This is a genomic window from Pseudomonas sp. ATCC 43928 (assembly GCF_005938665.2).
Classification (GTDB): domain Bacteria; phylum Pseudomonadota; class Gammaproteobacteria; order Pseudomonadales; family Pseudomonadaceae; genus Aquipseudomonas.
Map to the genome: position 1 here is coordinate 2,036,800 of NZ_CP041753.1, position 26,177 is coordinate 2,062,976.

Annotated in this window: 23 protein-coding genes and 2 pseudogenes; 16 read left to right on the plus strand and 9 right to left on the minus strand. The window is 59.0% G+C overall.

Translation table 11 applies throughout. The features are described 5' to 3' along the window. Position 1: 1 nt before the first annotated feature. From FFH90_RS09215 to FFH90_RS30640, 3 genes are all read right to left on the minus strand, one after another. A complete protein-coding gene (locus FFH90_RS09215; protein WP_138867027.1) occupies positions 2 to 931 on the minus strand; it encodes an NAD(P)-dependent oxidoreductase in 930 nt (309 codons plus the stop codon). Continuing rightward, complete coding sequence (locus FFH90_RS09220; protein ID WP_111454880.1) at positions 928 to 2,550, minus strand: hypothetical protein; 1,623 nt, start codon at positions 2,548 to 2,550, stop codon at positions 928 to 930. Before FFH90_RS09220 ends, FFH90_RS09215 begins: the two co-directional genes overlap by 4 nt. Positions 2,551 to 2,668: 118 nt before the next feature. Continuing rightward, complete coding sequence (locus FFH90_RS30640; RefSeq protein ID WP_371924416.1) at positions 2,669 to 3,220, minus strand: SDR family NAD(P)-dependent oxidoreductase; 552 nt, start codon at positions 3,218 to 3,220, stop codon at positions 2,669 to 2,671. 236 nt (positions 3,221 to 3,456) lie between these two features. Between FFH90_RS30640 and FFH90_RS09230 the strand changes: the two are divergent. The 6 genes and pseudogenes from FFH90_RS09230 to FFH90_RS09255 form a co-directional block, all read left to right on the plus strand. Further along, a pseudogene (locus FFH90_RS09230) lies at positions 3,457 to 4,069 on the plus strand (polysaccharide biosynthesis protein); the annotation flags it as partial. Between the two features lie 197 nt (positions 4,070 to 4,266). Beyond that, positions 4,267 to 4,602, plus strand: coding sequence for a helix-hairpin-helix domain-containing protein (locus FFH90_RS09235; RefSeq protein ID WP_064616688.1), 336 nt, complete (start codon positions 4,267 to 4,269; stop codon positions 4,600 to 4,602). A gap of 197 nt (positions 4,603 to 4,799) precedes the next feature. After that, complete coding sequence (locus FFH90_RS09240) at positions 4,800 to 5,594, plus strand: SDR family oxidoreductase (RefSeq protein WP_064616690.1); 795 nt, start codon at positions 4,800 to 4,802, stop codon at positions 5,592 to 5,594. A 31-nt stretch (positions 5,595 to 5,625) separates the two neighbouring features. Then, the gene (gene fabF / locus FFH90_RS09245; protein WP_138867028.1) at positions 5,626 to 6,900 is read left to right on the plus strand and encodes a beta-ketoacyl-ACP synthase II; all 1,275 of its coding nucleotides are present in this window, start codon (positions 5,626 to 5,628) and stop codon (positions 6,898 to 6,900) included. A gap of 78 nt (positions 6,901 to 6,978) precedes the next feature. Then, the gene (locus FFH90_RS09250) at positions 6,979 to 7,632 is read left to right on the plus strand and encodes a GntR family transcriptional regulator (protein WP_138867029.1); all 654 of its coding nucleotides are present in this window, start codon (positions 6,979 to 6,981) and stop codon (positions 7,630 to 7,632) included. Between the two features lie 16 nt (positions 7,633 to 7,648). Then, on the plus strand, positions 7,649 to 8,500 hold the full coding sequence (locus tag FFH90_RS09255) for a DUF1989 domain-containing protein (RefSeq protein WP_064616696.1): 852 nt from the start codon (positions 7,649 to 7,651) through the stop codon (positions 8,498 to 8,500). Between the two features lie 45 nt (positions 8,501 to 8,545). On the opposite strand, the gene FFH90_RS09260 is transcribed toward FFH90_RS09255, so the two are convergent. Both FFH90_RS09260 and FFH90_RS09265 read right to left on the minus strand, forming a co-directional pair. Beyond that, positions 8,546 to 8,713, minus strand: coding sequence for a DUF2897 family protein (locus FFH90_RS09260; RefSeq protein WP_008006000.1), 168 nt, complete (start codon positions 8,711 to 8,713; stop codon positions 8,546 to 8,548). A gap of 128 nt (positions 8,714 to 8,841) precedes the next feature. Then, a pseudogene (locus FFH90_RS09265) lies at positions 8,842 to 9,780 on the minus strand (amino acid permease); the annotation flags it as partial. Between the two features lie 306 nt (positions 9,781 to 10,086). Here FFH90_RS09265 and kdpF point away from each other — a divergent pair. From kdpF to FFH90_RS09295, 6 genes are all read left to right on the plus strand, one after another. After that, positions 10,087 to 10,176 carry a K(+)-transporting ATPase subunit F gene (gene kdpF, locus FFH90_RS09270; protein WP_007899818.1) on the plus strand — a complete coding sequence of 30 codons (90 nt, stop codon included), beginning with the start codon at positions 10,087 to 10,089 and terminating at the stop codon, positions 10,174 to 10,176. Positions 10,177 to 10,184: 8 nt separating this feature from the next. Continuing rightward, a complete protein-coding gene (gene kdpA, locus FFH90_RS09275) occupies positions 10,185 to 11,879 on the plus strand; it encodes a potassium-transporting ATPase subunit KdpA (protein ID WP_138867031.1) in 1,695 nt (564 codons plus the stop codon). Positions 11,880 to 11,889: 10 nt separating this feature from the next. Then, positions 11,890 to 13,947, plus strand: a complete 2,058-nt coding sequence (kdpB, locus tag FFH90_RS09280; protein WP_138867032.1) for a potassium-transporting ATPase subunit KdpB — start codon at positions 11,890 to 11,892, stop codon at positions 13,945 to 13,947. A gap of 210 nt (positions 13,948 to 14,157) precedes the next feature. Next, complete coding sequence (kdpC, locus tag FFH90_RS09285) at positions 14,158 to 14,703, plus strand: potassium-transporting ATPase subunit KdpC (protein ID WP_138867033.1); 546 nt, start codon at positions 14,158 to 14,160, stop codon at positions 14,701 to 14,703. A 153-nt stretch (positions 14,704 to 14,856) separates the two neighbouring features. Further along, entirely contained in the window at positions 14,857 to 17,508 is a 2,652-nt protein-coding gene (locus FFH90_RS09290; RefSeq protein ID WP_064616702.1) for a sensor histidine kinase KdpD, read from the plus strand. 48 nt (positions 17,509 to 17,556) lie between these two features. Continuing rightward, positions 17,557 to 18,255 carry a response regulator gene (locus FFH90_RS09295; RefSeq protein ID WP_086944657.1) on the plus strand — a complete coding sequence of 233 codons (699 nt, stop codon included), beginning with the start codon at positions 17,557 to 17,559 and terminating at the stop codon, positions 18,253 to 18,255. A gap of 49 nt (positions 18,256 to 18,304) precedes the next feature. On the opposite strand, the gene FFH90_RS09300 is transcribed toward FFH90_RS09295, so the two are convergent. Continuing rightward, a complete protein-coding gene (locus tag FFH90_RS09300) occupies positions 18,305 to 19,354 on the minus strand; it encodes a patatin-like phospholipase family protein (RefSeq protein WP_138867034.1) in 1,050 nt (349 codons plus the stop codon). 219 nt (positions 19,355 to 19,573) lie between these two features. Here FFH90_RS09300 and FFH90_RS09305 point away from each other — a divergent pair, with 219 nt between their 5' ends. The 3 genes from FFH90_RS09305 (at position 19,574) to FFH90_RS09315 (ending at position 21,608) form a co-directional block, all read left to right on the plus strand. Then, positions 19,574 to 19,852 carry a hypothetical protein gene (locus FFH90_RS09305; protein WP_111454876.1) on the plus strand — a complete coding sequence of 93 codons (279 nt, stop codon included), beginning with the start codon at positions 19,574 to 19,576 and terminating at the stop codon, positions 19,850 to 19,852. A gap of 46 nt (positions 19,853 to 19,898) precedes the next feature. Further along, positions 19,899 to 20,666: a CHAD domain-containing protein gene (locus FFH90_RS09310; protein ID WP_064616708.1), complete on the plus strand. Its 768-nt coding sequence runs from the start codon at positions 19,899 to 19,901 to the stop codon at positions 20,664 to 20,666. 144 nt (positions 20,667 to 20,810) lie between these two features. Further along, positions 20,811 to 21,608: an acyl-CoA thioesterase II gene (locus FFH90_RS09315; RefSeq protein ID WP_018929809.1), complete on the plus strand. Its 798-nt coding sequence runs from the start codon at positions 20,811 to 20,813 to the stop codon at positions 21,606 to 21,608. On the opposite strand, the gene FFH90_RS09320 is transcribed toward FFH90_RS09315, so the two are convergent. The 3 genes from FFH90_RS09320 to FFH90_RS09330 form a co-directional block, all read right to left on the minus strand. Beyond that, positions 21,609 to 21,977 (minus strand): Mpo1-like protein, encoded by a 369-nt coding sequence (locus FFH90_RS09320; protein WP_019582554.1) that lies wholly within the window; start codon positions 21,975 to 21,977, stop codon positions 21,609 to 21,611. Positions 21,978 to 22,109: 132 nt separating this feature from the next. After that, the gene (locus FFH90_RS09325; RefSeq protein ID WP_064616710.1) at positions 22,110 to 23,591 is read right to left on the minus strand and encodes a methyl-accepting chemotaxis protein; all 1,482 of its coding nucleotides are present in this window, start codon (positions 23,589 to 23,591) and stop codon (positions 22,110 to 22,112) included. 110 nt (positions 23,592 to 23,701) lie between these two features. Beyond that, positions 23,702 to 24,511, minus strand: coding sequence for a TatD family hydrolase (locus FFH90_RS09330; RefSeq protein WP_138867035.1), 810 nt, complete (start codon positions 24,509 to 24,511; stop codon positions 23,702 to 23,704). Positions 24,512 to 24,748: 237 nt separating this feature from the next. On the opposite strand from FFH90_RS09330, the gene FFH90_RS09335 reads away from it, so the two are divergent. Continuing rightward, positions 24,749 to 26,170 carry a transglycosylase SLT domain-containing protein gene (locus tag FFH90_RS09335; protein ID WP_138867036.1) on the plus strand — a complete coding sequence of 474 codons (1,422 nt, stop codon included), beginning with the start codon at positions 24,749 to 24,751 and terminating at the stop codon, positions 26,168 to 26,170. Positions 26,171 to 26,177 lie beyond the last annotated feature (7 nt).

Here is a 26,177-nt window from a genome sequence, read left to right on the forward strand (position 1 = left end):
ATTAAAATTCCAGCACAATATTGCTATAAGTTGGATTATTAAATGTTTCGTCTATGGCGATGGCAAAGGGGGTGTAGGGAACCCCAAAGATTGAAGGCCAGTCGATGACTTCAAACTCATCTTTTGTACTCAGGGCCGCTAACTGTTGCGTTGTAAAGGGCGGGTTTTTATCAACGAGTGCCCACATCCAAAGCAAGGCATAAAAAAGTGTATAGGGTATTTTTACGATTTTTGTTTTCGAGTGAGTCACTCGTTTTATTTCGCGGATAATATCAATGTAATCAATTTTTTCATGTCCGGAAATATTGAAAATACCTTGTTTTTCTTGCTGCTCGATACAATTGATAATGATGTTGGAGAAGTCACCGGCGTAAAGAGGCTGGCGCATAAACTTACCGTCGCCGGGGATTGGGTACACTGGCGTTTTTTTCATGAAGCGGGCAAGCCAGCCGAGGTGCTTGCGGTCAAACCAGCCATACATAAGGGTGGGTCGAAGAATCGGGCAGGAAATATTGCTGGCTAATACCAATTCTTCTTGTTCACGCTTTGTTTGCGTATAGAAGTCGTCGGCTTTAGATTCCAGTACAGACGAGCTAATGTGAACAAGGTGCATGTTCGGATTGGCTTTTATCAAGTCCAGTATTAGGCGTGTTGAAATCACATTGTTTTGTACGAATTCTTGATAGATATTGCCACCGATTTGAGCTTGTAGCATGACGACCACTGCCGAGCCAACAAAGTGTTCGCTCCAACTACCTTTTTTTGAAAGGTCCGCATACTCAATAGTCAATTCTGGGTGAACAGACTTTAATATGGCGAGGTTCGTTCGGTGTTTGTCGAGCACCACGATGTCAGTGTATCCGCGGCTTTTTAAACGTGCCACCAAATTTTGCCCGACCAAACCTGCTCCGCCTGGAAGAATTATTTTCATTTTGGCTCTCCATTTAAGCCCAGCATGCTTAAGTTGGATCTTCGTTTCAGGCAGTAATTGATGCAGCTAGAAAAGCCAAAACTGAGAAAGATACTTACTATGGGCAACAGTGCAAGCATTTCCTTGGATCGAACAGACAGTAGCATCAACGAAGAACTAACCAGTAATGCTGTAGACAATACTAACAAGCTTGCCTGAAAGGCTTTTCTGATGTTTTGTGTTTTAGATATAGCGATACATGAGACGAACGCCAGCAAGGCATAGACCCAAGGTGGCGGAGTCAGGAAATTCATCCAACCAAAAAACACCATGCCTTGGTATTGTGCTTTCTCGGCAGGATTCCAGTACGGCATGTGTTGAGGTATAGCGTCCGGAGGAGGGGTCAGTTTAACGCTGCCATCCGCTTGAATATTGTCACCAATAATCAGATACAAGCTATTTGATTTTAAAGGTGTGAGTTGGAACGGTTTTTCGATGAAAAAAGCTAACCAACCCTTGATCAATTTCGCGATGTAGGCCGCGGGTATCGCCAGCACCGATTCTTTATACACGGCTATACTTAGGGCGTCCGTTTGCGGAAGCCCGATATAGTAATAGCCGGGAATGGCCGAAACATGAATATTAAATGTTTCAGGCAGTGGGTGCTTGGTCGTGAAATCAATCAACTCCGAGCGCGATGCGTTCATCAGATAATTATATTGTGCGAGGTAGGGCGCTCTTACTTCTTTTGGTGCGCCCCAATCAACATCTTGATAGGCTGCAGCCCTGAAATATTCCGGTGGTAAAATTGCGCCAAGGGCCCGCCACCTCAAACTGTTGATTCCCAGCTTATTTGGTTCCTGAGTGATGTAGTCGTTTGGTATTGCGTCAATTAGAACCCAAGCATGATCGTAACTCAGTTGCCGTGAATTGGTCGTCGGGTAGTGAAAGGTTTCGACAAATACAAATATAATTATGGTGCTCGCCGATAGGCTGACGATGGCTGTCGCGATTTTCCAAGTCCAGTCCTTGCTGTCAAAAATTACTAACATCGCAATGACAGGGGCGATTACCAAGGAGTTGAACTTTACAAGGTAGGCAACCGTAAGAATAACTGCGGACAGTATATACAAAATTATTTTTGCATTATTTTTTACATCGAACGCCCAGAGAGCAGTCAGCAGTGCGATGGCAAGAAAGTCTCCTTGTAGCCAGTCCGGTCCGATGGAATTGACCCCACCCATGAAAAACAGACTGCCACCCCACGCTAGGCACATAAGTGTGGCTGAGATTTTACCAAATACTTTATTGCACATGAATGTGCTAATTGCGATGGCGAACACGTGGAAGTAAAAATGAATGTGCTGTAAGTGTCGCAGCCATTTAACATTATAGATGTCTATTCCGTTGGGTACGCCAGCAAAATCGAGTGCGAAACGTGCGGCCAAAGTATATCCACTGGCGTGGATAAGATTGGATACGCTGGAGAAAATCATCTGAGCATAATTTGGATAGTCAAAGGCAGCAATGTTGATAGGGTACGTCTTCAGGTAGTACAGGTTCAACAGAATGACAATGGCTAGGGCAATTAGTAATAAATGCCTTTGAAGCAGATTTCCTAGGGTATTTAAAGCTGACATTGAAGAGCCCTGTTGTCGATGAAGCTGGATGTATAAAGTTTTATCACTTGCAGTAAATCTGACTATAGATTTATCCGCTTGAATATAAAATTTGGTAAATGTTTGATAATAAGCATTATCAGTGCCCAGAATGTTGGGGTGTACAGCGTGTTGGTTTTATTTGCACCGCTTTGACAATACTAAGTGCTACCTTTTCAGGTTGTGCTATCAGCAGGGGAGGCAGGTTGAGCCCCTTGGTCATAGGTGTTTGAACAAAACCGAGTTTGATGGTAGTCACCGAAACGCCGACTTTGAAAAGTCTTGCGCGCAAACCCTCGCAGAATGTGGAAACGGCAGCTTTTGCTGTGCCGTATAAACAGTTGGAGGGTCTGCCCCTGTCGCCAGCTACCGAAGAAATGACCGCCAATGAGCCATGTCTTTGAATTTCAAATTGATTGCCCAGCAACGTGAGTAACGCGACGACAGAAACAGCGCTGTAAAGTAAAACATTAACATATATATCGGTTGCAGAAGCCAGTTGCGACTCAAGCATAGTTTTACCTTGCGCCAGCCAACCTACCGTTTTATAGAGCTGAAATGGATGGCGACGGATAAATGCCATGCCGGTTTCTACTAATAGGTCCGAACGCAACAACGTTCCGTCGAGGTCAACCACGAGGGGGAGGGGCACGAGAACTGTCCTTGAATGCTGGACTAACAAATCAGTTTGTTAGGTCGATGGAAGCCGCAGGAGGCGATATAGTTGCTCCTGTGATGGCTAGCCAACCATCCACACTAAGTTTTTCGGGGCACGTTACCATAGAGAGGGCTTGTCGTCATGGATCCAGTGCCAATGAAACGCACCCGGATAGACCTTATGGCATAACCATAGACGGTGAGTATTTTTCATTGCGGAGTCCTTTATTCCGCTCAATAGTCTTTAACTACTGGTGCTAAGCCTCGTCATCATCGGCGGTCTGCGCCTGTGCATGCGTCAATATTTCATGGGAGACTGGTTCGCCGCCGCGCAGCATGTACCGTTCGCCAACCGGATGATCGCCTCACCAAAGTCGCCATCTACGGTGCAGGCGTAGCCGGCAATCAGCTGGTTGCAGCACTTCGCATGGGCCGAGTCTTGCGTCCCGTGGCTTTTATCGATGATGATCCGAGCATCGCGGATCGTTCGATTGCCTGGTTGCAAGTCTACAAACCCGCTGGCGGATCGATCGGCGTAGAGCGTTGTCGGCAGATCTTCTCGCTTGGCCCAACGACGCTTCTGTTGTTCGAACATAGCGAATTCAATCTATACAGCTTCCTCTCGGAACTGGAGCAGCGCGCTTGTCGTAAGTCGGTTTCGGTCAAATTGTTGCCGATTCTCGGTTCCATCCGCCACCGGGACAAACTTCTGGATGTGATGAAAACCTGGGGTGTGGACGCCGTCTACCACGCTGCCGCTTATAAACACGTCCCGATGGTCGAGCGCGACAACGTGGCAGCGACCCAACATCCGATGATCAGGACGAATACGCTCGCGTCCGCCAGATCCTGCGCGAAACCGTCAGCGGCTACGCCCTGATGGCGATATCGTTAACCGAATCCACCAGCAACGCCGCCTCGATCCCTGATTATTTCACATCCTGTAACTGACACATTTTTGACAGGCTCCAGACATCGCCTAAGTTTGGGAGGCAGCTTCGGAAAAGCTGCTTTCTCAATCGATGTCATGGAGCTTCATTTATGCGTACTGGCTATTTCTACTCCCTGGTTTTTGCCCTGCTCACCAGCGCCTCTATTGCTGCAATAGCCGCGCCTGCGGTGAAGCCTGAGACAGGCAATGCACCTTTGGTGCAGGAAGTTTCCCCTAAAGCGCAAACAGGAAAAGTCGATCTTAATGGCGCTGATGCACCCACCCTGCAGCGTGAGCTGTCCGGTATCGGGGAAGCCAAGGCCAAGGCGATTGTTGCTTATCGTGACAGTAATGGTCCATTTTCGTCCGTTGACGAATTGCTGGAAGTGAAAGGCATCGGTAAAGCGATCCTGGATAAGAATCGCGAGAAGCTGGAAGTGAACTAAGCTTCAAGATCAACGCTGAGAGGCCGGTCATTGACCGGCTTTTTTGCATTGTGGCGTAAAGCGAGGTGGCGTGCCTTTCATCGGAGTCAGAAAAATTACGGCTATCATATCGTCTTAAGATTATGCCTATAATAATTCTCCTATTTGCCGATGCGCCCAGGCGCTCATCTCTCTATCGCATCCTCAGGAGCTCGCTCATGAACACTCCCCAGACCCAAGGTACAGCCCTCGTCACCGGAGCATCCTCCGGTATCGGTGCAATTTACGCTGAGCGTTTGGCAGCTCGTGGTTTTGATTTGTTGCTGGTTGCTCGTGACGAGCAGCGGCTGGAAGCTGCGGCGAGCACGTTGCGCGCCGAGCATGGCATTAAGGTGGAGGTGCTCAAGGCAGATCTCACACAACGGGATGATGTGCTGAAGGTGGAGCAACGGCTTCGCAGTGATTCGAGTATCAGCCTGTTGCTCAACAACGCGGGCGTAGCTGCCGATGGTTTGTTGGCAAACGCAGACATGGAGCAACTGGAACGGCTGATCCAGCTGAACGTTACAACAGTCACACGTCTGGCATCGGCTGCAGCTGCCAGTTTTGCCAAGGCTGGGCGCGGCTCGATCATCAATATTGCCTCGGTGGTGGCGTTGTTTCCTGAGCGGTTCAATGCGACGTACAGCGCGAGCAAGGCTTATGTATTGAGCCTGACTCAGTCGTTGAACGCTGAGCTGCAAGGCACCGGGGTCCAAGTGCAAGCGGTATTGCCGGGAGTGACACGCACCGAGATTTTGGAGCGCTCAGGTATTGATGCGTCCCAGATTCCGGAGGACATGATCATGGACGCGGGAGAGATGGTCGACGCGGCGCTGTCGGGTCTGGATCAGGGTGAACTGATCACCATTCCTTCGTTACCGAATGTCTCCGAGTGGGAAGCTTTTATGGCGGCGCGTCATGCGATGGCGCCGAATCTGTCCAGAAGCATGGCAGCGGCGCGTTACAAGTGAGGCGCCATGAATCGACTGAGGTATTTGCGCTATGAGTAATCGTCGGGTGGTAGTCACGGGCATGGGCCTGGTGTGTCCGTTGGGGAGCGGCGTCGAAGCGGTTTGGGCGCGTATGTTGGCTGGACGCTCCGGGGTGCGGGCGTTGCCGGACGAGGTGGTTGCCGATCTGCCGGCCAAGGTCGGTGGCGTGGTGCCGACTCTGGAGGAAGATGCCGAGGCGGGTTTTGACCCGGATCGGGCGACGCCGCCCAAAGAGCAGAAGAAGATGGACCGCTTCATTGTGTTCGCCATGGAAGCGGCGCGTCAGGCCGTGGAGCAGGCCGGTTGGCAAGCGCTCGACGCCAATGCCCAGGAGCGCACGGCTACTATTATCGGCTCGGGCGTGGGTGGTTTCGGCGCGATTGCCGATGCGGTGCGCACCACCGACAGCCGTGGTCCGCGACGGTTATCGCCGTTCACCATTCCTTCGTTTCTGGTCAATCTCGCCGCGGGCCATGTGTCGATCCAGCACGGTTTCAAGGGGCCTTTGGGGGCTCCGGTAACAGCGTGCGCGGCCGGGGTCCAGGCGATTGGCGACGCGGCGCGGCTGATTCGTTGCGGTGAGGCGGACATTGCGGTGTGTGGCGGCGCGGAAGCAGCGATCGATCGGGTCAGTCTCGCCGGATTTGCGGCGGCTCGGGCCCTGTCCAGCGGCTACAACGATACCCCGGAGCGCGCCTCGCGGCCGTTCGACAGTGGGCGCGATGGCTTCGTGATGGGCGAGGGTTCGGGCCTGCTGGTGATCGAATCCCTGGAACATGCCTTGGCACGCGGGGCTCAACCATTGGCCGAGCTGGTCGGTTACGGCACCAGCGCCGATGCCTATCATCTGACTGCGGGGCCGGAGGATGGCAGCGGTGCGCGTCGGGCGATGTCGCTGGCGCTGGCGCAGGCGGGCATTTCGCCGGCACAGGTGCAGCATCTCAACGCGCACGCCACCTCGACACCGGTTGGCGATTTGGGAGAGCTGGCGGCCATCAAGTCGTTGTTCGGCTCGGACAACAAGATCGCGGTGACGTCGACCAAGTCCGCCACCGGGCATCTGCTCGGCGCCGCAGGCGGAGTCGAGGCGATCTTTACCCTGTTGGCACTGCGCGATCAGGTGGTGCCGGCCACGCTCAACTTCGATAACGCGGATCCAGCCACCGAAGGCGTGGACATCGTTCACGGTCAGGCGCGACCAATGAACATCGACTACGCGATGTCCAACGGTTTCGGATTCGGCGGTGTGAACGCCAGCGTATTGTTCAAATACTGGGAGGACTAGTTCACGACAGGCAGGTGATGGCACGAATAGTGATTACTCATTCGCAGACGATTGTTGAACAATCACGAGGCGTTGAGTATGAGCAGCGGACTGTCCCTGGCCGACCACATCACATTGGAATTGCGCGCTGACATCATCGGCGGTCGTTTGCTGCCCGGCATGGCGCTGGTGGAAAACGATCTGGTGTCGGCCTACAACGCCTCGCGCAACACCATTCGCGAGGCGTTGCACCGTCTCGGGCAGGAAGGGCTGACCCGCTATGTCCGCAACAAGGGCGTGATGGTGCGCAGGCTGGGTGTCGATGATGTGCGCGATCTGTTCAAGGTTCGGCGCACCCTGGAACTGCAAGCCATCAGCGCCAGCCAGCCATTGCGTGAGTATCAGTCCGACCGGATGCTCGAAGCCCTGGAGGCCACCGAACTGGCCCGGGAGCGTGAGGACTGGCGCGCCGTCGGCACCCACAGCCTGGCCTTTCATCAACACATCGTCGGATTGCTGCGCAGTCCGTTGTTCGATGAGTTCTTCACCAACGTCGTCGCGCAACTGCGCCTGGTGTTTTGCACAGCCCCCGATGAATCACGTTTTCAGGCGCCCTGGCTGGTGCGCGACCGGCAGATACATGAGTTGCTGGCCGACGGCGACAAACGCGCGGCCGGCGACGCCATGAGCCGTTATCTCGACGATTCCGAACACCTCCTGTTGCAGATGCTTGCCCCTTCTTCCCATCACTGATCGAGGATTTTGTGCCATGTACAAAGACTATCCGGCGGCCTATCAAGTCAGCAAAGGCTCGGCCTTGCAGGTGGACACAGCCTTCTATGAACGGATCCGCGACCAGAAAGAGGGGCGCACGCTGATCGAGCAGTTCGAAGTGCCGATCCGCACCGGTCGCGCCTGGAATGTGCCGGCCGGGCATGTGTTCAGGGTCACGACCCCGGTCGGCCCGCAAGTCGGGGATTTCAACGTCTGGAATGCCCATGATCCGCGCGAGCGCTTGTGGGCGGCGCGGACCCGGCAGTTGCAGGGCGCCCATGTCAGCACCCATGACCGGCTCTGGTCGAACCTGCCATTTTTACGGCCGCTGGTGACCATTACCGACGACAGCCTGGCCGGTTATGGCATCGACGAACACGGCGGGCGTCTGCACGATCTGCTGGGAACGCGCTGCGATCCTTACGTGAACAAAATGCTTACCGGCGAAGACTTCCATCATCACTGCCACTCCAACCTGACTCGCGCCGTATTGCCCCATGGCCTGACCGAGTTCGATGTGCATGACGTGTTGAACATTTTCCAGTGCACCGGCCTGAACCACGACGACCTGTATTTCATGAAAGCCTGCCCGGCGCAGAAGGGCGACTATCTGGAGTTCTTTGCCGAGATTGATCTTTTGTGTGCGCTATCGACCTGCCCGGGTGGCGATCTGTCGCTGGCCATGTGGGGGCCGGATGCGCAGGATCCGTTGAGCGTCTGTCGCCCGCTGGGAGTAGAAATTTACCGGTTGGAGGATTCGTTGCTTGAAGGCTGGAGCCAGCCGGAGCGTGCGGCTTACAAGGGATTGCATGGCTTGCACATTGCCAAGGCGGCTTGGGAAAAGTGAAGGGTTTTTGTGGCGAGGGGGCTTGCCCCCTCACCACAATTTCGGTCAGCGGTCCTGCGCATCCTTGGCATCCGCTTCCGCGTTGCGTTCGGCGACGCGCTTACGTTGCTCTTCAGTCAATTCGACCTTGTTGGCGGTGTCACGCAGCATCATCAAACCGCCAACGATCGAGCCGATGGCAACGATCAGAATCAACCAGGCATACCAGGGCATAGGAGTTCTCCTTAAGGGCAGACCGGTGGACAAGGGTTTTGCCAACCGATCCTGCATACCACTTTTGAGCGATGGAATTTCGCAGTGGTTCCATTCTATGCCTGATCCGACAGCAGCACTGCGGCTGTTTAGAGCCCGGTCAACATCGCATCCGCCGGCGCATCGGCACGCAGTTGCGCGGTCAGCATGAAGTACACGAAACCCACTGCCATGAAGCCGAGGAAGATCAACCCGATCAAGGTGTTGAAGCAGGCCATCGCCACCAGGCAAACCACCGCCAACACCAGCGCAATGAATGGCAGCAACGGGTAGCAAGGCGCGCGGAAAGTGCGTTCCAGGTTCGGTTTTGCGCAGTTTGAACAGGCTGAGCATGCTCATGATGTACATCACGGTCGCACCGAATACCGCCATGGTGATCATTGCCGCCGTCAGCGTCATGCCGCCGAGGTTGATCAAGCCGTCACTGTAGATCGCCGCGATGCCGATCACGCCACCGGCGATGATTGCCCGGTGCGGGGTCTGGAAACGCGACAGTTTGGCCAGCGATGCCGGCAAGTAACCGGCCCGGGCGAGGGCGAAGAACTGCCGCGAGTAGCCGAGGATGATCCCGTGGAAACTCGCCACCAGGCCGAACAGGCCGATCCACACCAGCATGTGCAACCAGCTGGAGCTTTCGCCAACCACGGCTTTCATCGCTTGCGGCAGCGGATCGTTGATGTTCGACAGGGTGCGCCAGTCGCCGACACCCCCGGCAAAGAACATCACGCCCATCGCCAGCCGGCCCAGCCGTTGAGGGCGAAGTTGCTGAAACTGAAGGCCGGGGCGACCACGCCCATGAACACGATGTACGCCCCGACCGCTGCGTGTTTCGGGTCCAGGGCGGGAAACTGCACGTTCAGATAGGCGCCGATCGCCAAGGCAATCGCCGGTGGCGCGAAGACGAATTCGATCAGCGTCGCCAACCCGGCAATCAACCCACCTTTCTCGCCAAAGGCTCGGCGGCTGTAGGCAAAGGGACCGCCGGCATGGGGAATCGGGGTGGTCAGCTCGGTGAAACTGAAAATGAATGCTATTCACCTAAGAGTCTTGAGTCAGTGAGTAACCCGTGGCGAGGGAGCTCGCTCCCGCTTGAATGCGTAGCGCTCACAAAAATCGGCGATTGTTATCAGGTTTTTGGGGCCGCTGCGCAGCCCAACGCGAGCAAGCTCGCTCGCCACAAAGGTAGGCATGACTGAAGAATCGCGCTTAAGTGAACAGCGTTACTCTTTACACATTCTTTATGCCCCGCCACACCCCTCGATCTCGCTCCTTTACAGCCTCCCTGCCGACAATCACTCCACACGCGGCAATACGCCGTAACACGGAGAACTTCCATGAGCGTTCTGGACGGAGTGTCACTGCTATTGGCAGTGGGGCTGTTCATTTATCTGTTGGTTGCGCTGTTGCGCGCGGACCGGAACTAGGAGCGGCTATGCACAGTTATGACTATTGGCTGATCCTCGCCTTCTTCGCCGTGGTGCTGATTCCGGCACCGTTTCTGGGGCGCTTCTACTACAAGGTGATGGAAGGGCAGCGTACCTGGCTTTCGCCGATTCTCGGCCCGGTGGAGCGTGGCTGCTATCGGGTGGCCGGCGTCGATCCGCAGGCCGAACAAAGTTGGCAGAAATACACCCTGGCCTTGCTCGCCTTCAACCTCGCGGGCTTTTTGCTGTTGTTCGCGATCCTGATGTTCCAGGATCACTTGCCACTGAACCCGCAAAACCTGCCGGGCCAGGAGTGGACGCTGGCGTTCAACACTGCCGTCAGCTTCATGACCAACACCAACTGGCAGGCCTATAGCGGTGAAGCGTCCCTGAGCTACTTGAGCCAGATGGTTGGCCTCACCGTGCAGAACTTCGTCAGCGCCGCCACCGGTCTGGCGGTTCTGGTTGCACTGTGTCGCGGCATTGGTCGCAAGTCGACCAAAACCCTCGGTAACTTCTGGGTCGACATGACTCGCGCCACCCTCTACGGCCTGCTGCCTCTGTGCTTGCTGCTGGCGCTGTATCTGGTGTGGCAGGGTGTGCCGCAAACCTTCGCGCAATATGTGAATGCCGTGACGATGCAGGGCGTCGATCAGGTGATCCCGCTCGGCCCGGCCGCCAGCCAGATTGCGATCAAACAACTGGGGACCAACGGCGGTGGCTTCTTCGGCGTCAACTCGGCGCATCCGTTCGAGAACCCGACGGCGTGGAGCAACCTGTTCGAAGTCGCCTCGATCATTCTGATCCCGGTGGCGCTGGTGTTCACCTTCGGCCATTACGTCAAAGACCTGCGTCAGAGCCGCGCGATTATCGCCTGCATGCTGGCGCTATTTTTGATCGGCGGCGCGACTTCGCTGTGGGCTGAATACCAACCCAATCCGACCCTGGCCAACGTCGCCGTCGAACAGACCGCGCCGCTGGAAGGCAAGGAAGCGCGTTTCGGCACCACCGCCACCGTGCTGTGGTCGGTGACCACTACCGCAGCGTCCAACGGTTCGGTCAACGGCATGCACGACAGCCTCAACCCGCTGAGTGGCATGGTCGCGATGGTCAACATGATGGTCGGCGAAGTGATCTTCGGCGGCGTCGGTGCCGGGCTCTACGGCATGTTGCTCAACGTATTGATCGCGGTGTTCCTCGCCGGCCTGATGATCGGCCGTACGCCGGAATACCTCGGCAAGAAACTGCAAGCCCGGGAAGTTCAGCTGCTGGTGGTGACCTTGCTGGTGATGCCGGTGGGCGTGCTGGTGCTCGGCGCGATTGCCGCCAGCCTGCCAGGCCCGGTGGCGGCGGTGAGCAACCCCGGTGCTCATGGTTTCAGTCAGTTGCTTTACGCCTACACCTCGGCCAGTGCCAACAACGGCTCTGCCTTCGGCGGCTTCGGTGCCAACACTGCGTTCCACAACCTGATGCTGGGGCTGGGCATGTTGATCGGGCGCTTCGGTTACATCCTTCCGGTGCTGGCCCTGGCCGGCAGCCTGGCGATGAAGAAAACCGCGCCGATTGGCCAGAACAGCTTCCCCACCCATGGCCCGCTGTTCGTGACCTTGCTGACCGTGACCATTTTGCTGGTGGGTGGTTTGACCTTCTTGCCGACACTGGCGCTGGGTCCGATTGCTGAACACTTGAGCATGGGCTTCTGAGGATCTAATGATGAATATGCCCGTTACCAAAACCGTCGCCGCCAAAGCGCCGGAACAACCGAAAACTGCGATCTCGGCCCTCTGGCGCCCGGCGCTGGTGCAAGCGTTCGTCAAGCTCGACCCACGGCAATTGCAGCGTGCGCCGGTGATGCTGGTGGTGGAACTGACCGCCATCCTCACCACCGTGCTGTGTTTCATTCCCGACAGCGCCGTGCCGACCTTCGTTGCCGCGCAAATCGCGTTGTGGCTGTGGTTCACCGTACTGTTCGCCAACTTCGCCGAAGCGTTGGCCGAAGGTCGCGGCAAGGCCCGCGCCGACAGCCTCAAGGCCGGCAGTGTTGGCTTGAGCGCCCGGCGCAAAAGTGCCAATGGCAGCTTTCAGGTAGTGCCCGCCAGTAGCCTGCGCAAGGGCGACGTAGTGCGCGTCGAAGCGGGGGAGATGATTCCCGGCGACGGCGAGGTGATCGAAGGCATCGCGGCGGTCAACGAAGCGGCGATTACCGGTGAATCGGCGCCCGTGATTCGCGAGTCCGGCGGCGACCGTTCGGCCGTCACCGGCAACACTCGACTGGTGTCGGACTGGCTGCTGGTGCGAATCACCGCCAACCCCGGCGAGTCGACCCTGGACCGCATGATCGCGCTGGTCGAAGGTGCCAAACGCCAGAAAACCCCGAACGAAGTCGCGCTGGATATCCTGCTGATCGGCCTGACCCTGATCTTCCTGCTGGTGGTGGTGACCCTGCAACCGTTCGCCCACTTCGCCAACGGCAACCTGCCGCTGGTGTTCCTGGTGGCGTTGTTGGTCACGCTGATTCCGACCACCATTGGTGGTTTGCTGTCGGCCATCGGTATCGCCGGGATGGACCGTCTGGTGCGCCTGAACGTGATCGCCAAATCCGGTCGTGCCGTGGAAGCGGCGGGGGACGTGCACGTCCTGCTGCTGGACAAGACCGGCACCATCACCTTCGGCAACCGTCGCTGCAGCGCGGTTTATGCCGCACCAGGCGTCAGCGCCAAGGAACTGGCCGAAGGCGCGTTGTTCGCCTCTCTGGCCGATGACACCGCTGAAGGTAAATCCATCGTCGAGTACCTGCGCGGTCTTCACTCGCACCCCGAACCGTCCCCCGCAGTACTGACCGCCGTGCCGTTCAGCGCTGAAACCCGCCTGTCCGGTGTCGACTATCAGGGCCGGGTCTATCGCAAGGGCGCGGTGGATTCGCTGCTGAATTTCGTCGGTCTGAAACGCGCTGATCTGGCTCCCGCCCTGTCCCGGGAAATCGACACGATCGCCCAGAGCGGTGGTACGCCTCTGCTGGTGTGCGCCGACGGCAAATTGCTCGGTGTGATTCATCTGAAGGACGTGGTCAAACCCGGCATCCGCGAGCGTTTTGCCGAACTGCGCAAGCTGGGGATTCGCACGGTCATGGTTACCGGCGACAACCCGCTGACCGCCGCCGCGATTGCTGCCGAAGCCGGTGTGGATGACGTACTGGCCGAAGCCACGCCGGAGAAGAAACTGGCGCGCATTCGCCATGAGCAGAACGACGGTCGGCTGGTTGCCATGTGCGGCGACGGCGCCAACGACGCCCCGGCCCTGGCTCAGGCGGACGTGGGCATGGCGATGAACGATGGCACGCAGGCGGCGCGGGAGGCGGCGAACATGGTCGACCTCGACAGCGACCCGACCAAGCTGTTGGACGTGGTGCAGATCGGCAAGGAATTGTTGGTGACCCGTGGTGCGCTGACCACCTTTTCCATCGCCAACGACGTGGCCAAATACTTCGCGATCCTGCCGGCGCTGTTCGCCTCGATCTACCCGCAATTGGGTGTGCTCAACGTCATGCACCTGAGCAGTCCGCAGAGCGCGATTCTGTCGGCGATCGTGTTCAACGCCCTGATCATTGTGGTGCTGATTCCACTGGCGCTGCGCGGTGTGCGGGTGCAGGCGGCGAGTGCGGCGGCGTTGTTGCGACGCAATCTGCTGATCTATGGACTGGGCGGGATTCTGGTGCCGTTCGTGGGCATCAAGGCGATCGACATGCTGTTGACGGCGTTGCATCTGGTTTAGCGGCTGCTCTTGAGGCAGGGGCTTTTGTGGCGAGGGAGCTTGCTCCCGCTGGGCTGCGAAGCGGCCCCACCTCAGGCCCAATGTTGATTCAGGGCACCGCATTCACCGGGTTTACGACTGCTGCGCAGCCGAGCGGGAGCAAGCTCCCTCGCCACAGGTGATGTGTGTGCCTTCTAAGTGATGAGTATTCTTCGAATCGAGGATTTTGAAATGTCCACACTGATACGTCCGGCCCTGAGCCTGCTGGTGCTGATGACCCTGATCACCGGCGTCGCCTACCCCTTGGTGGTGACCGGCGTTGCCCAGGTTGTCTTCCCGGACCAGGCCAATGGCAGCCTGGTGCGCGACGCCGACGGCAAGGTCCGTGGCTCGTCGCTGATTGCCCAGGATTTTGTCGGCGACGCCTGGTTCCACCCACGGCCATCGGCCGGTGCCTTTGCCACTGTGTCGAGCAGCGCCAGCAACCTTTCGCCGAGTAATCCGGCGCTGGCCACTCGGGTGATCGAGGAGGCCAATAAGCTGCAGGTGGCCGGGCAGGGACCGGTGCCGTTGGCCATGCTGACCACCTCCGGCAGCGGCCTCGATCCGCACTTGCCACCAGAGTCGATTACCTATCAACTGGCGCGTGTCGCGGCAGCGCGCAATCTGCCGGTGTCTACGCTTGAACAACTGCTGGATGCGCACATCGAGCGGCCGTTGGTGGGGCCGCCGGTGGTGAATGTGTTTGAGTTGAATGCGGCGCTGGAAAAGTTGTAAAGGTTGGAAGGTTGGAAGGATCGTTCCCTCGCTCTGCGTGGGAATGCATCTATGGACGCTCTGCGTCCGCTTCGACTGGGACGCGGAGCGTCCCTGGCTGCATTCCCACGCAGAGCGTGGGAACGATCAACAAAGTGAACAAGGCAATGACAGATGAGTGACTCCGGCCGCGCCGACGCGCTGTTAGCAGACCTGCCCCGCGATGGCCGCGGCCGGCTCAAGGTGTTCCTGGGCGCCGCTCCGGGGGTCGGCAAGACCTACGCCATGCTCCAGGCCGCCCACACTCAACTGCGCCAGGGCGTGAAAGTCCTGGCCGGGGTGGTCGAAACCCATGGCCGCGCCGAAACCGAAGCACTCCTCGCCGGTTTACCGCAGCAGCCGTTGGTGCGCTCGGAATACCGTGGCGTGATGCTCGAAGAAATGGACCTCGATGGCTTGCTCGCCGCCAAACCGAAACTGGTGCTGGTCGACGAACTGGCCCACACCAATGCCCCCGGCAGCCGTCACACCAAACGCTGGCAAGACATCCAGGAATTGCTGGCTGCCGGCATCGACGTGTTCACCACGGTCAACGTCCAGCATCTGGAAAGCCTCAACGATCAGGTGCGCGGTATCACCGGCGTACAGGTGCGTGAAACCCTGCCGGACTGGGTGTTGCAAGAAGCCTACGAACTGCTGCTGATCGACCTGCCGCCGCGCGAGTTGCTGGAGCGTCTGCGCGACGGCAAAGTCTACGTGCCGGAGCAGGCGCGGGCGGCCATCGATGCGTTCTTCACCCAGACCAACCTCACCGCCCTGCGCGAACTGGCGATGCAAACCGCCGCCGCTCAGGTCGATAACGATCTGGCTCAGGGGTATCGTCAGTTGGGGCAAGCGGCGCCAGCGGTGCGTGGTCGCTTGCTGGTGGGCGTCGATGGCGATGCGCAGGCCGAGCGTCTGGTGCGTCACGCCAGTCGCGTCGCCCAGCGGCGGCATCTGCCGTGGAGCCTGGTGCATGTGGACAACGGCCGGGTTCGTGACGAACAGTCGCGCCTGCGCCTGCAAAGCGCCCAGCAACTGGCCGAACGCCTCGGTGGCGAAGTGGTGTTGCTGCGCGCCGGTGAGGTGGCGAAAACCCTGATTCAGCACGCCGCTGAACGTCGCGCCAGCCTGGTACTGGTGGGCCAGTCACGCCAGCGTTTGCGTCGACGCTTGTTCGGCGGCGGTCTGGCGTCGCGCTTGCTGCGCGATGCTCGCGGGCTGGAAATCAACGTGCTCGACAGCGATCACGAACAGCATCAGCCACGTCAGCGTTCGGTGCAGTCGCTGGTGTGGTTCGATTACGCCTTGGCGCTGGTGGCGACGGTGCTCGCCAGTGCCCTGGCCTGGGCGGTGTCGAGCGTCTTGCCGCTGCCCAACATTTCGTTGGTGTTCCTTGCGGCGGTGTTGCTGGTGGCGGTGCGCAGCAGTCTTGGCCCGGCGCTGGCCTGTGCGGCGCTGTCGTTTCTGACTTATGACTTTCTGTTCATTCCACCGAAATTCTCATTTGCCATCCAGCGCGAAGAAGACGTGCTGACCTTGCTGTTCTTCCTGCTGATGGCGGCCCTGACCGGTAACCTTGCCGCGCGGCAACGGCGGCAACTGGAAGCCTTGCGCGACACTCAGGAGGAGACCAGCGAACTGCTCGACCTGTCGCGCAAACTCACCGCCGCCACCGACCGTCAGGCCGTGGTCAGCGCCGCGGCCCAGCATCTCAACGGCTGGAGCGACCTGAAACTGTGCCTGCTCAATCGCGATGGCCAGAGCGGCTGGAAAGTCGAAACCGGTGGGCCGCTGGAGTTTTCCGAGGCCGAGCGCGCCGCCGCTGATTGGGCCTGGCAACACGATCAACCGGCAGGCGCGGGCACCGGCACCTTACCGTTCGGACGTTGGTGGTGGTGGCCATTGTCGGTGGACGACGGGCCGCTGGCATTGCTCGGCGTGTGTGCCAAAGAAGGCCAGACCCTGAGTGGCCAGCGTCGGCGCTTGCTGACCGCGCTGAGCCAACCGTTGGCCCAGGCGTTGGCCCGGGCGCAACTGGCCGATGATCTTGAGGCCGCGCGCTTGCATGGCGAAACCGAACAGTTGCGCAGCGCGCTGCTGGCGTCGGTGTCCCACGATTTGCGCACGCCGTTGACCTCCATGCGCGGCAGCATCGATAGCCTGTTGGCGCTGGGCGAGGCGATTCCGCTTGCGGACCGTCGCGAACTGCTCGAAGGCACCCGCGATGAAGCCGAACGGCTGGATCGCTACATCCAAAACCTGCTGGACATGACTCGCCTCGGTCACGGCGCCCTGAAGCTGGCGCGGGACTGGGTATCGCCGGCAGACATCGTCGGCAGTGCACTCAATCGTCTGCGCGCGGTGCTGGCGTCGTTGCACGTCGTGACCGAAGTGCCGGCCGAACTGCCGCTGCTCTATGTGCATGCCGCGTTGATCGAGCAAGCACTGGTCAATGTGCTGGAAAACGCCGCGCGTTTCTCACCGCCCCACGGACGTCTTGAATTGCGCGCCGGCGCCACTGACAGCGAGCTGTTTTTTTCGGTGAGCGATGAGGGGCCGGGGATTCCGGAAGAGGAACGGGCGAAGGTTTTCGACATGTTCTACACCGCTGCTCGTGGCGATCGTGGCGGGCAGGGGACGGGGTTGGGGCTGGCAATCTGTCAGGGTATGGTCGGTGCCCATGGCGGGCGGATCAGCGTCGCCGACGGCATCGAAGGGCGCGGCACCTGCATCACGCTGCACTTGCCGTTGCAGACTCAGCCGGGATTGGACAGTGAAGCCTGATCCCGCCTGCGCTACTCTCTTGCCACCTCTTTGTGTTGATGTGAATTCATGAGCCAGACCGCGACCATTTTGGTCATTGACGACGAACCGCAGATCCGTAAATTCCTGCGCATCAGCCTCGCCTCCCAAGGCTACAAAGTGCTGGAGGCCGGCACCGGCTCGGAAGGCCTGGCCCAGGCCGCATTGAACAAACCCGACCTGCTGGTGCTCGACCTCGGCCTGCCGGACATGGACGGCCAGCAGGTATTGCGCGAGTTTCGCGAGTGGTCGACGGTGCCGGTACTGGTGCTCTCGGTGCGCGCGAGTGAAGGACAGAAAGTCCAGGCGCTGGATGGCGGCGCCAACGACTACGTGACCAAGCCGTTCGGCATCCAGGAGTTTCTCGCCAGGGTGCGCGCCTTGCTGCGTCAGGCGCCAACGGGTGAGGCCCAGGAAGCGGCGCTCAATTTCGGTCCGCTCACTGTCGACCTGGCTTATCGCCGGGTGCTATTGGACGGCGCCGAAGTGGCGCTGACGCGCAAGGAGTATGCGGTGCTGGCGCAACTGGCGCGGCATCCGGGGCGGGTGATCACCCAGCAGCAATTGCTCAAGGACATCTGGGGCCCGACCCACACCGAGGACAGCCACTATCTGCGGATCGTAGTCGGGCATTTGCGGCAGAAACTGGCGGATGATCCGACTCAGCCGCGGTTCATCGTCACCGAGGCGGGGGTGGGGTATCGGTTGTTGAGTGAAGTCAGCCTTTAGTTCTGTTGATCGCTCCCATGCTCTGCGTGGGAACGATCGTCAGTATGCTTTACCGCCAATCTTCATTGCGCTCACTCTCATACCGATCCAGCGTATCCCGGGCAATCTCCCGCCCCAGCGCGATCAACTCCGGCGCCTTGTAGAACTCGAAAAAACGGCACACCCGCTTGGGCACGTTGATCAGGATATCCGGTGGATACCCGGCAATCTTGTACTGCGCCAATGAGGTCTGCATTACCTCGAAACTCTGGTTGATCAGGTCCAGCAAAGACGCCGGCCCGACGTTGTCGATGATGAACGACCCGGTGGCGGATTTCGGTGCGCCGTCGCTTTCCGGGGCCGCCGCCGGTTGCTGGGCTTCGGGCTGGGCGGATTCGATCCACGGGTTGATCTCGGCCGCATCTGCCATCAGCGCTTCCTTTTCGAGAAGCAGCAATTGCTCCGCCTGTTTGCGGCGGAAAGGCAATTTCGAGCCCAGCGAGCTGATCAGGCTGTCGAAGCGAGTCTTGAATGCCGCCGGGCGCTGGATCACCGGCAGTTGATAGTGACGCTGGTTGGTGGAGTTGAGGTTGACCGCGATGATCAGGTCGCAATGGCTCGACACCACCGGCACGATCGGCAACGGATTGAGGATGCCGCCGTCCACCAGCATGCGGTTGCCCTGCATCACGGGGGTGAACAGGCTGGGGATCGCCGCCGACGCACGCATGGCCTGGTGCAGGCAACCTTCCTGGAACCAGATTTCCTGCTGGTTTGTGAGGTCCGTGGCCACGGCTGTGTAGGGGATGCGCAGGTCTTCGATATTGATCTCGCCGACGATCTTGCGGATCTGCCCGAAGACCTTCTCCCCGCGAATCGCGCCCAGGCGGAAGCTGACATCCACCAGACGCAACACGTCGAGGTAATCCAGGCTCTCGATCCAGTCGCGATAATCATCGAGTTTGCCGGCGGCATAGATCCCGCCAACCACCGCGCCCATGGAGCAACCGGCGATGCAGGCAATGTCGTAGCCACGCCGTTCGATCTCTTCAATGACGCCGATATGGGCGTAGCCCCGGGCACCGCCCGAGCCCAACACCAGTGCGACACGCTTTTTCATGAATCGACCTCTCTGACAAGGTTCAACAATGCACCCATCGAGGGGCACGCTTCAATCGCTATGGTCGTTCGACGGGAGCTGGCGTCGTTTTTTGACACTCAACGAAGGCGAGTAGGTATCCTCGCGAGCGCTATAGTTTCCACTGCGGGTCCAAGGCACTTTTCACGCGCCAGAGCGGTCTTACCTGCACGACTGTCTACTATCTTTGAGGTGTGAGTGATGAAAGCCTGGATTTGTGTGCCTTTGATTGCGTTGGCGCTTGCCGGTTGTGCCGGTAAAACCGCTTACCGTGACAGCTGCGGTAGCCAGATCGACGCTGCCTGGCACGAACTGGATCTGGCCAAGGCCGAGGGTTTCGCCGGGACTGTCAGCTACTCCAAGGCGCTGTCGTTGCTGACTGGTGCCAAGACCCAGCAACAATTCGAAGCGTACGAGGGTTGTACCAGAAAGGCCGAGAAGGCACGTTTCTACATTCGTGAGTCCCGCGCCGGCCGTTGAGGCATGATGGAGCGTACTCAGGGTAATTCGATTCAGGGAGTACGCGATGTCTGCCGTGGTTGATCGGTTGGTGGCTCAAGTACTGGGCCTGGAAGTCCGTTTGCTGGCCTGTCAGGCTCGCTTGAGTGCCCGCACCGATCCCGAAGCGCTGCACGATCTGCGCACCACCGTGCGCAGATTGCGCAGCCTGCTGCGACCCTTGCGCGGTTTGCCCGGGGTAGAACAACTGGAAGCAGCGTCGTCCCGGGTCGGCCAACTGACCACACCGTTGCGTGATCGTGAAGTGCTGGCAGCGTACTTGCTCCAGCACAATCAACCCGAGGCCGCGCACCGGCGCATGGCGCGGATGGCTGAGGCTTATCCCGCCGTGGCGATGAGCCCGGAGCTGACCCAGTTGTTGATGATCCTCGACGCCTTTCCGCGGTTCCTGCGGGCCTCCCAACGCCAGGGTTTGCTCAAGGGCTTGCGCCAGCGCATCGAAAAACGCCTGGCCAAACAATGGAAGAAACTCGACCAGGCCCTGCACGATCCCGCCCATGACCGCCATCGTCTGCGCCTGCTGATCAAGCGTGCGCGTTATGGCATCGAAGCTTATCCCGAACTGGATCGTTTGCCGGAAGCGGCCATGCCCAGGCTGAAGTCGGCTCAGGCTGCCTTGGGGGATTGGCACGACAGCTGGCAATGGCTGGCCCGGGCCAAGGAAGAGCCTGATTTGCAGCCATGTGTCGAAGTCTGGAAAACCACCATGGCCCAGGCCGAAGAGCGCGCCGACCGTGTTCTCGACAAACTCAGCAGAGCCTGTTTCAAATCCTGAAACCACCACGAATCCCCACGAATCCAATGTGGGTTCCAGCCGAGCACGGCCCATCTGTCAGTAATTTTGGCCGGAATAAGCGCTGTGCCGGCCTTGCGGGCTGGTTAAGATCGCTCCATCCATTTTCCAGTCTCTGAGGTTCCCATGCGCTTTTCCGATCTGCTCGACGCTGTTCGCAGCCAGCCTCAGGAAGTGTCTATTCCACCTGAGTGGGGCCAGGGGCGGGCGAGTTTTGGTGGTCTGATAGCTGCCTTGCAATACGAAGCCATGCGCGCAAAAGTCCCGGCGGATCGTCCGGTGCGCTCGCTGGCAATCACCTTTGTCGGCCCGGTCGAGCCCGATGTACCGGTCAGTTTTGAAGTCGACGTATTGCGCGAAGGCAAAGCCGTCAGCCAGGTGCTGGGCCGGGCGATGCAGAAGGGGCAGGTGGTGACGCTGGTCCAGGGCAGCTTCGGCGCTTCGCGAACCTCCGAAGTGGTGGTCGCGGCCAACCCGGCTCCTGAGATGAAGCATTGGGACGACTGTCAGGAACTGCCGTACATCAAGGGCGTGACCCCGGAATTCATGCGCTACCTGGCCATGCGCTGGAGTATCGGTGGCATGCCGTTTACCGGTAACAAATCGCGGGACATGGGTGGTTGGGTACGCTTGCGCGGGGATGGGGAGGGCGAGTCGGTCAGCGAAGCCCATATCCTGGCGCTGGTCGACGCCTGGCCGCCGTCCTTGTTGTCGCATCTGAAGAAACCGGCGGCAGGCAGCACGCTCACCTGGACCATCGAATTCGTCCAGCCGTTGCTGGCGTTGAGTACGCTGGACTGGTGCAAGTATCTGGTGGACATCGAACATGCCGCTGACGGCTACGGGCACGCCGCCGCCAATCTCTGGAGCGAAGACGGTCAGTTGATCGCCATGAGTCGGCAGACCGTCACGATTTTCGCCTGATCAGCGATGGCGACGGTGGCGTTCGCGCCAGGCGCGCCACCAGCCGCCACTGAAGAAAAACCGGGGGAAGGTCAGGAACTGCTCGACCAGCAAGCGTGATACTGCGTCTTTGCGATCACTGAACGGCTCGGAGGCTTGCGCCTCCAGGCTATGACCGTGACGCTGCAGGCCCAGGGCGGCAATCAGGCCGATGACGCCAATTGCGAAGCTCGCCAGATCCAGGCTGAACACCCCCGACACCATCAGCAAAAACGCCACGATGAACAGCGGCACGGCAATCAGGTGCAACACCAGATTGGTCGGGTGCTGGTGATTGTGCGGGTACAGGCGCCATTGCCAGGCGGGAAGGTTGGGATGACGTTTGCCCATGATGCTTATCCTTGGTTCGTTGAGGCTCATGAACAAAGAATAGGTCGGGCGAAAGCCGTCGGCGAATCAAGGCTGGCTATCGGCGCGATAGGGGTCATGGTCGATATTCATGTTGACCGCCTTCGCGGGCCCTTAAAGCTTGAGCTGCCCGATGGCCTTGCTCAATTCCCCGGCCAACATCGCCAATTCATTGCTGGTAATCGCCGAGTTCACGGTCTGCTTCACGGTGTTCTCGGTCACGTCGCGAATGCTCACCACGGCCCGATTCATCTCCTCCGCCACATGACTCTGCTGCTCGGCCGCCACCGCGATCTGCGTATTGCTTTCACGCATTTGCGCCACCGCACCGGTGATTTCAGCCAGGGCCACACTGGCTTCCTGGGCCTGTTGCATGCAGTCGTCCGCCTTGTACGAACTTTCCTGCATGAAATCCACCGCGTCCCGAGTCCCGGCCTGCAGCGCTGAAACCATGGTGGTGATCTCGTCGGTGGACGTCTGGACCCGTTTGGCCAGGTTGCGCACTTCATCGGCGACTACCGCAAACCCTCGGCCCATTTCACCGGCCCGGGCCGCTTCGATGGCCGCGTTCAGGGCCAGCAGGTTGGTTTGTTCAGCGATGCTGTGAATCACGTTGACCACGCCGTTGATCTTCTGGCTGTCCTCGGCCAGGCGCTGAATCATCTCGGCGGTTTGCTGCACGCCGGTGGACAATCCGCCAATCGATTTTTGCACCCGAGTCACCACTTCCTGACCGCTGCCAGCCAGGGTATCGGCGGTTTGCGAGAGGTCGCGGGTGGCGCCGGCATGTTGGGCAATGTGATGGACCGTGGCGGTCATTTCGTTGATCGCCGTGGCGGCCTGATCGGTTTCGCTTTGCTGGCCGAGCATGCCGTGACGCACTTCATTCATGCTCGCGGCCAGTCGCGCGGCGCCGACGTCCAGTTGCCGGGCGGTGCTGGCGACAGTGTTGACCACCCGCTGGTAGCCGGCCTGCATGGCATTGAAGGCGTTGGCCATCTGCCCGACTTCGTCCTTGCAGGCCAGGGGCACACGGGCCGACAGGTCACCGCTTTTCTCGACGTGGAGCATCACGTCTTTCAAGGTGTTGAGCTGGCTGAGCAGGAAGCGGATCAACAGTTGCGACGCGCCGAGCATCGCCAGCATCAGGATGAACACCGCTACCGCGTAGTGAGTGAAGCGCTCGCCGAACACCTGGCTCAGGCTCGGGCTGTAGGCAACGACCGCGACCTGTTGACCGTCGGGACGAGCGAACACCTCGGCACCCATCAACGGATTTTCCCCGAACAGCGGCATGGCATTGATCTGGACCCAACCGAGGGTATCGGTCAGTTCCAGAAGTGGTTGCCCGTTCAGTAAAGGCGCCTGCCCACGATTGAAGGTCAGCAGGTTGTCGGCCTTGGGCAGCGGCTGCCCGGCAGGCCAGGCATTGAGCAATCGTGCCTGGGCCTGGGCCGATACTTGCGCGGCGTGACTGCGGGCCTGTTGTTCGAGCTGCACGGCGTACAGCACCAGCAACAGGGTGGTGACAAAGGCGACGGCGTTGACTGCCCAGAATTTGTATTTCAGCGAGATATTGCTAAGCCAGGCACCCATGGAGGTCTTCTCTGATAGCGGAAACAGTTTTGGCAAGGTGCCATTATTGTGCCGCTACTCAGTGCGTCGAATCTTGATATGGGTCAATGACCGCCACGGTTCTCAAGTGGTTACTGGGGGATCGAGGGCAACCCGAAAAACGCCCGGGCGCTGGCGGTGCTGTGGGCGGCGAGATCTTCCATGCTTTCCCCGCGATGCAACGCCACTTCACGCAACACTTCAGTCAGATACGCCGGCTCGTTGCGACCGTTCTTCGGCTTGGGGCGCAAGCTGCGGGGCAGCAGATACGGCGCGTCGCTCTCCAGCATCAAGCGCCCGCGTTTAATCTCCTTGACCAACGGATGCAGGTGCGTGCCCCGGCGTTCGTCGCAGATCCAGCCAGTGATGCCGATGTGCAAATCCAGATCGAGATAGCTGAACAGCGCCTTCTTTTCTCCGGTGAAGCAGTGCACCACGGCAGCCGGCAACCGGTCGCGGTAATCGTGCAGGATCTCCAGCAGTCGTTGACTGGCGTCGCGCTCATGCAGGAACACCGGCAGTTGCAGTTCGACCGCCATTGCCAGATGTTCTTCGAGGACTTTTTCCTGTTGCGGGCGGGGCGAGAAATCACGATTGAAATCGAGGCCGCATTCACCCACGGCCACTACGTTCGGCTCCTTGAGCAAACTGCGCAGACGCTGGGCGCTGTCGGCGTTCCAGTCGCTGGCTGAATGCGGGTGAATGCCGGCGGTAGCGAACAGTCGTTGAGCGCTTTCGTCCAGTTGCCGGCACAGTTCCAGCGCCTGTTCGCTGCCCTCGACGCTGGTCCCGGTAAGCACCAGTTGGCAGACCCCGGCAGCGTAGGCTCGGTCGAGTACAGCCTGGTGTTTGTCGGCAAAACTGGGGTTGGTCAGGTTGACGCCGATATCGATGAGTTGCATGGTGCTACCTCGGACCAAAGGCCGGAAAGCATATCAGAGCTGTAGATTTATAAGAAAAACCAAGAACTACAACGAGTTAAAACTGTCTGTTGAGGCCGCGAGGCAGGTCGGGGTTGGTAGATTTGCCATCACTGTGCCACTCTCTCGCACTTTATCAGCGCTTCAAGCGCTCTGTTTCTGTTGCCCGATGTCATGAAATCACTCATGAGGTTGGCCAGTATTCTTTCCGGAGAGTGGATGACACGTCCCTCGGTTTTGTTACTGCTGTGTTGTTCGTTGCTGCTGCCGATGCCGGCGGTTGCGCGTCTGGCCGGGCCGTTGCAAGCCGTACCGGCAGCCAAGGTCCGCGACCTGGCGGAGATTCGCAGTAGCCGTGTGCTGCGGGTGCTGGTCAACCAGAGCCGCAACAGCTCCGGCGAAGTCCAGGGCCAGGCCATCGGCGTCGAATACCACCGCCTGCGGGCTTTCGAGCAATACCTTAATGGCCACGCCCGTGACGGCCAGGAAATCACCCTCAAGATCATTCCCAAAGCCAAGGATCAACTGCTCGGAGCGTTGCAGCGCGGGGAGGGCGATCTGGTCGCGCCGGGGGAATTGCTTGATCCGCAATCGGGGCACGCGGTCAGCACCAGTGAGCCGATTGCCAGCGACGTGCCGTTACTGCTGGTGGGGATCAAAGGCGAACGGCGTTACACCCACCTTGAACAACTCTCGGGTAAAACCCTCGCGCTGCCTACCGGCAGTGCTGCCGGGGATGCGGTCAGCCAGATCAATCAGAAGCTCGCGCTGCACAAACTGCCCCCGGTGAAGATCGAGTGGGTCGACCCAAGCCTGGCCGTCGAGGACGTACTGGAAATGGTCCAGGGCGGGATCTTCCATCTGACCATCGTCGAGCAACCGATCGCCGAGCGCTGGGGCAAGATCCTGCCCAAGTTGCGCTTCGATCGACAGGTGCTCATTAATGAGCCGGGCGAGGAATACTGGTTCGTACGTCGCGACGCCTCGATGTTGCGGGCGAGCATCGACCGTTTCCTGACCACCTACAAGCAACCGTCGGACCAGGATGCGGCGTTCCTGCGGATCTACCGGCGCCTGTATCAAGTGCACTATCCCTTGGCCAAGGCCGATCGTCAGCGCCTGGAAAAACTTCGACCGGTGCTGCAAAAACACGCTCAAGCCCAGGACATGGACTGGCTGAACCTGGCAGCGCTGGCCTTCAAGGAATCGGCGTTGCAACCCTCCGCCAGAAATGGCGGTGGCCCCACCGGCCTGATGCAAATAACACCTTCGGCCGCCCAACGGGTTGGCGTCAGTGACATTCAGAATCTCGATGCCAATGTGCAGGCCAGCGCCAAGTACCTGGCGATGATCCGCCGCAAATTCTTTGCCAGCCCCAAACTCAACGAGCGCGAACGGATGGCGTTCGTGCTGGCGGCCTACAACATGGGACCGGAGCGGGTCCAGGGCATGCGGGCCGAGGCTCGGCGGCGCGGCCTGAATCCTAATCAGTGGTTTTTCCAGGTTGAGCGCATCGCCATGGAGCAGGTGGGAATGGGGGCTGTCAGCTATGTTAATAGCGTGAACAAGTATTACCTGGCGTTCGATCGGGAGCGGGAATCGTTGGAGCCTCAGGGGCAGAAAGTTGCCTTACGTAAATGATCGACTA

What these genes read in the sequence shown, in the direction of transcription:
- FFH90_RS09215 (WP_138867027.1), bottom strand. Translation starts at nt 931, where the DNA reads ATGAAAATAATTCTTCCAGGCGGAGCAGGTTTGGTCGGGCAAAATTTG.
- FFH90_RS09220 (WP_111454880.1), bottom strand. Translation starts at nt 2,550, where the DNA reads ATGTCAGCTTTAAATACCCTAGGAAATCTGCTTCAAAGGCATTTATTA.
- FFH90_RS09235 (WP_064616688.1), top strand. Translation starts at nt 4,267, where the DNA reads ATGCGTACTGGCTATTTCTACTCCCTGGTTTTTGCCCTGCTCACCAGC.
- FFH90_RS09240 (WP_064616690.1), top strand. Translation starts at nt 4,800, where the DNA reads ATGAACACTCCCCAGACCCAAGGTACAGCCCTCGTCACCGGAGCATCC.
- fabF (WP_138867028.1), top strand. Translation starts at nt 5,626, where the DNA reads ATGAGTAATCGTCGGGTGGTAGTCACGGGCATGGGCCTGGTGTGTCCG.
- FFH90_RS09250 (WP_138867029.1), top strand. Translation starts at nt 6,979, where the DNA reads ATGAGCAGCGGACTGTCCCTGGCCGACCACATCACATTGGAATTGCGC.
- FFH90_RS09255 (WP_064616696.1), top strand. Translation starts at nt 7,649, where the DNA reads ATGTACAAAGACTATCCGGCGGCCTATCAAGTCAGCAAAGGCTCGGCC.
- FFH90_RS09260 (WP_008006000.1), bottom strand. Translation starts at nt 8,713, where the DNA reads ATGCCCTGGTATGCCTGGTTGATTCTGATCGTTGCCATCGGCTCGATC.
- kdpF (WP_007899818.1), top strand. Translation starts at nt 10,087, where the DNA reads ATGAGCGTTCTGGACGGAGTGTCACTGCTATTGGCAGTGGGGCTGTTC.
- kdpA (WP_138867031.1), top strand. Translation starts at nt 10,185, where the DNA reads ATGCACAGTTATGACTATTGGCTGATCCTCGCCTTCTTCGCCGTGGTG.
- kdpB (WP_138867032.1), top strand. Translation starts at nt 11,890, where the DNA reads ATGAATATGCCCGTTACCAAAACCGTCGCCGCCAAAGCGCCGGAACAA.
- kdpC (WP_138867033.1), top strand. Translation starts at nt 14,158, where the DNA reads ATGTCCACACTGATACGTCCGGCCCTGAGCCTGCTGGTGCTGATGACC.
- FFH90_RS09290 (WP_064616702.1), top strand. Translation starts at nt 14,857, where the DNA reads ATGAGTGACTCCGGCCGCGCCGACGCGCTGTTAGCAGACCTGCCCCGC.
- FFH90_RS09295 (WP_086944657.1), top strand. Translation starts at nt 17,557, where the DNA reads ATGAGCCAGACCGCGACCATTTTGGTCATTGACGACGAACCGCAGATC.
- FFH90_RS09300 (WP_138867034.1), bottom strand. Translation starts at nt 19,354, where the DNA reads ATGAAAAAGCGTGTCGCACTGGTGTTGGGCTCGGGCGGTGCCCGGGGC.
- FFH90_RS09305 (WP_111454876.1), top strand. Translation starts at nt 19,574, where the DNA reads ATGAAAGCCTGGATTTGTGTGCCTTTGATTGCGTTGGCGCTTGCCGGT.
- FFH90_RS09310 (WP_064616708.1), top strand. Translation starts at nt 19,899, where the DNA reads ATGTCTGCCGTGGTTGATCGGTTGGTGGCTCAAGTACTGGGCCTGGAA.
- FFH90_RS09315 (WP_018929809.1), top strand. Translation starts at nt 20,811, where the DNA reads ATGCGCTTTTCCGATCTGCTCGACGCTGTTCGCAGCCAGCCTCAGGAA.
- FFH90_RS09320 (WP_019582554.1), bottom strand. Translation starts at nt 21,977, where the DNA reads ATGGGCAAACGTCATCCCAACCTTCCCGCCTGGCAATGGCGCCTGTAC.
- FFH90_RS09325 (WP_064616710.1), bottom strand. Translation starts at nt 23,591, where the DNA reads ATGGGTGCCTGGCTTAGCAATATCTCGCTGAAATACAAATTCTGGGCA.
- FFH90_RS09330 (WP_138867035.1), bottom strand. Translation starts at nt 24,511, where the DNA reads ATGCAACTCATCGATATCGGCGTCAACCTGACCAACCCCAGTTTTGCC.
- FFH90_RS09335 (WP_138867036.1), top strand. Translation starts at nt 24,749, where the DNA reads ATGACACGTCCCTCGGTTTTGTTACTGCTGTGTTGTTCGTTGCTGCTG.